Origin of the sequence: Actinomadura montaniterrae (assembly GCF_008923365.1) — a bacterium.
In the GTDB taxonomy this organism is placed as follows: Bacteria; Actinomycetota; Actinomycetes; order Streptosporangiales; family Streptosporangiaceae; genus Spirillospora; species Spirillospora montaniterrae.
Window position 1 is genome coordinate 1 of sequence record NZ_WBMR01000407.1, and the last position, 4,090, is coordinate 4,090.

The 4,090-nt window shown below is 73.7% G+C and carries 3 protein-coding genes; 2 read left to right on the forward strand and 1 reads right to left on the reverse strand.

Features of this window, described 5'->3' with window-relative positions; all coding sequences use genetic code 11:
* Positions 1-179: 179 nt before the first annotated feature.
* Complete coding sequence (locus F9B16_RS49535; RefSeq protein WP_151547207.1) at positions 180-938, forward strand: TetR/AcrR family transcriptional regulator; 759 nt, start codon at positions 180-182, stop codon at positions 936-938.
* A gap of 167 nt (positions 939-1,105) precedes the next feature.
* Positions 1,106-2,164 carry an alpha/beta hydrolase gene (locus tag F9B16_RS49540; protein WP_151547208.1) on the forward strand — a complete coding sequence of 353 codons (1,059 nt, stop codon included), beginning with the start codon at positions 1,106-1,108 and terminating at the stop codon, positions 2,162-2,164.
* Positions 2,165-2,278: 114 nt separating this feature from the next.
* On the opposite strand, the gene F9B16_RS49545 is transcribed toward F9B16_RS49540, so the two are convergent.
* The coding region (locus F9B16_RS49545; RefSeq protein WP_225992669.1) for a glycoside hydrolase family 3 protein at positions 2,279-4,090 on the reverse strand (1,812 nt) is incomplete at its 5' end.

Genomic DNA, 4,090 nt, shown 5'->3' on the forward strand with positions numbered 1-4,090 from the left:
GGGCCGCGGCCGCCGCCAGTGCCCGGGGCGGCCGCCGGTCCGCGCGCCCGCCCCCCGGCCGATGCGCCCGCATCCCTCGATCCTGCCCCACGCGCGGGACCGGTCACGCCGAGACGTGGCTCACACGCCCCCTCGGGCGCCGGGCGGGCGGGGGGCGGCGGGCCGCTAGGGTGACGCGCATGGCAGGTGAGGCGGCGCCGCGCCGGCGGCCCCCGTTCCGGCGGCTGTCGCAGGACCGCCGCCGCGAGGAGATCATCGAGGCCGCGATCGAGGCGTTCGGCCGGCGCCCCGAGCCGGAGGTGTCGATCGACGACGTGGCGCGGGAGGCGGGCACGTCCCGCTCGTCGGTGTACCGGTACTTCGAGGGCAAGCAGGAGCTGTACGAGGCGGCGGCGGACCGCGTCGGCGCGGAGCTGACCGACCGGCTCGACCAGGTCGCCGGGGGGCCGCCGTCGGTGCAGATGATGCGGCGGCTGGAGCTGTACGTCGACTTCCTGGAGCGCTACGAGGTCGGGTACGCGGGCCTGCTCGGCGCCGGGAGCCGGCGGGCGCCGGAGGCGACGCTGTCGACCGCGCAGCGGGTCCGCGACGAGATCTGCGCGCTGACCTACCGGACGCTGCGGGTGGACGAGCCGAGCGGGACGCTGCGCTCGACCGTCCAGGCGTGGATCGCGGGGGTGGAGTGGACGGGCACCGAGTGGCTGCGGACCCGCGAGCCGGCCCGGCCGGTGCTGGAGGCGACGATGGCGTCGCAGTTCACCGCGATGCTGCTGGCGGCGGCGGTGTTCGACCCGCTGTGCGCGGACCGGGTGGCGTGGCTGCTGCGGGTGGAGCCGCCGGACGCGCCGTTCGGGGCGCTGGTGCGGGCGGTCGCGGGGACGTTCGACGCCGGCATGGTCGGCGATCTTGCCCGGTTCCTCAGCCACCGCCCCGGCTGACCCGAGCGTCACCGGACCATCACAGCACCGCCTGAATGACTCACATATCTACAGTCATCCGGATCCTTCTTTGTTACTCCGGTTTGTAGATCATTTGGCGGGTCGGCGGCACACTCGGCGGGAGTCGCGCGGCCACGGGGGTCGGGCCTGTTCCGCAAGGTGAGCACATGACACCCTCTGTCCGCCGTCCGGTACTCGCGGTCGTCCAGTGGCGGCGCTCGGTGACGGCGGGCGCCGCCGCCACCGTCCTGGTGGCGGGGGTCGGCGCCGCCGGCGCCGGAGCGGCGCAGGCGGACACCTCGCCGGCGAAGGCGGACGACGGCGCGCGGATCACCCAGGAGACCAAGGTCGCCGACCACGAGGTGGACGTCACCATCTCCTCCCCGGCGCTCGGCAAGTCGGTGAAGACCCGGATCCTGCTGCCCAAGGACTGGACGCGCGGCGCGGCGCGGACGTGGCCGGTGCTGTACGCCTTCCACGGCGGGCAGGACAACTACACCTCCTGGACCAAGAACACCGACATCGAGGCGTGGGCGGCCAAGTACGACGTCCTGGTCGTGATGCCGGAGGGCGAGAACGGCTCGTACACCGACTGGTACAACTACGGCAAGGGCGGGACTCCCAAGTGGGAGACCTTCCACACCGCCGAGGTGCGCCAGCTGATGGAGCGCAACTACGGCGCGGGCGCGGTCCGCGCGGCGATCGGCAACTCCTCGGGCGGGCAGGGCGCCTACAGCTACGCGGCCCGGCACCCGGGGCTGTTCAAGTACGTCGCCTCGCTCAGCGGCACGCTGTCGCTGCGGTCGGCGGGCATGCCGGCGATGCTGATGTTCACCAACGCCGGCAACGGGCAGGACCCGTTCGCGATCTGGGGCGTCCCGTGGGCCGACGACGCCAACTGGGCCGCCCACGACCCGTACGCGCTGGCCGACAAGCTGCGCGGCACGCAGCTGTTCTTCTCCGCCGGCACGACCGGCCGGCCCGGCCCCGGCGACCCGGACGTGGCGCCGTGGGACATCGGCCTGCTGAGCGAGATCGCGGTCGGCGCGGACAACAACGAGTTCAAGAAGCGCCTGGACGAGCTGAAGGTGCCCTACACCGCCGACATCTACGGCGACGGCCGCCACAACTGGCCCGCGTGGATCCGCGAGGCCACCAAGATCTGGCCGACGATGATGAAGGCGATCGGCGCCAAGCAGGTGGCCGTCACCGCGCGGCACCGCTGACCGCCCGCCTGTCCCCCTGCACCTTTGCCCGGCCCGGTTCCGGGACGACCGCGGCTGTCGTCCCCGGGACCGGGCCGTCGCCGTCCCGCGTGAGTGCCTTGGGTGCCGGCGGGTTCAGTGGTGGTAGGTCAGGCCGTGGCCGAAGGGGTAGAGGGCGGTGCCGGGGTCGTCGCGGGTGGGGATGACGACGGGCAGCCTGCCCTGCGGGTCGATCTCGCCGAACAGGGTCTTGACGGCCGAGCGCTGCGCTTCGGCGGTGTAGGAGTAGGTGGCGAGGTAGGTGGCGGCCTCGGGGAAGTAGGCGATGTCGTAGGGGTCGCGGACGGCGATGACGACGACGGGTCTGCCGGTGGCGACGAGCGCCTTGACGAGGTTCGCCTGCCCGGGGCCCTGGTGGCCGGGTTCGGTGCTGACATCCCAGGCGCGGTTGGTGACGGCGACGACGAGGTCCTGGCCGGAGGCGGCGGCGACGGCGTCGTCGATCTGCGCCTGGGTGGGGCTGAGGCCGGTGCTGCGGACGGTGGTGGCGGCGCCGCGTTCGGCGATGCCGGCGGCGAGCCCGGCGGTGCTGGAGGCGGTGGCCCATCCGGCGACCAGGACCTTGCGGGGTCCGGCCTTGAGCGGGAGCAGCCCGGCGTCGTTCTTGACCAGGGTGGTGGTGCGGTCGGCGGCGCGCTGCGCGGCGGCCAGGTGCGCGCGGGTGCCGACGGTGCCGCCGATGCGGGCGGTGTCGGCGTAGGGGTCGCGGAACAGGCCGCGCTTCTGCTTGAGGGCCAGCACCCGGTACACCGACGCGTCGAGGCGCTGCTCGCTGATCTCGCCGGTCTTGACGGCGTCGACGACGGCGGCGAGCTGGCGGGCGAACACGCCGGTGCCGGAGGCGTCGGCGGGCGGTTTGAGGAGGACGTCCGCGCCGGCCTTCAGGGCGAGGACGGGGATGCGCTCGTCGCCGTACTTGTCGCGGACGCCCTGCATGTCGAGGGCGTCGGTGACGATGACGCCGCTGTAGTGCAGCTGGTCGCGCAGGATGCCGGTGAGGATCGGCTTGGACAGGGTGGCGGGGTCCTCGGAGGGGTCGAGGGCGGGCACGATGATGTGCGCGGTCATGATGGACTCGACGCCGGCGGCGATCGCGGCGCGGAACGGCGGCAGGTCGAGCTTCTCCCACTGGGCGCGGGTGTGGCCGATGCGCGGGACGCCGGTGTGGCTGTCGGTGGTGGTGTCGCCGTGGCCGGGGAAGTGCTTGGCGGTGGCGGTCACTCCCCCGGACCGGTAGCCGCGGATCTGCGCGGTGACCATGGACGACACCAGCGAGGGGTCGGAGCCGAAGGAGCGGACGCCGATGACGGGGTTGGCGGGGTTGACGTTGACGTCGGCGTCGGGCGCGTAGTCCTGGTTGACGCCGATGGCGCGCAGTTCCTGGCCGGTGATGCGGGCGAGCGCGCGGGCGTCGCCGGTGGAGCGTCCGGCGGCCAGGGCCATGCTGCCGGGCGACTGGGTGGCGGGCGGCTGGATCCGTGCGACGATGCCGCCCTCCTGGTCGGTGGCGATCGTCTCGGGGACGCGCAGCGGCTGCGCCATCGCGGCGCGCTGGATGCCGTTGGAGAATCCGGCGACCTGGCGGGGGTCGGTGACGTTGTTGGCGTAGTAGATGAACCCGCCGGGGTGGTAGCGGGCGACGATCTGCGCTGCGTTGTCGACCCCGTACAGCTTGCGGTTGGCGGCGACGTCGGCGGTGTCGGCGGTGTCCGCGCTCTTGCCGTAGACCTGCAGGACGAACAGCTGGGCGGCCTTGTCCTGCAGGCTCATCGAGCGCAGCAGCCGCATCAGCCGGGGGTCCTTGCCGGCGTCGGGTCCGGTGGCCTGGGCGTGGGCAGCGGGCGCGGTGAGGGCGGTGGCGGCGAGCGCCGCGGCGGCCAGGCCGGC

Bases quoted from the DNA above. Each gene is read 5' to 3' on its own strand.
- F9B16_RS49535 (WP_151547207.1), top strand. From the start codon at position 180: ATGGCAGGTGAGGCGGCGCCGCGCCGGCGGCCCCCGTTCCGGCGGCTG.
- F9B16_RS49540 (WP_151547208.1), top strand. From the start codon at position 1,106: ATGACACCCTCTGTCCGCCGTCCGGTACTCGCGGTCGTCCAGTGGCGG.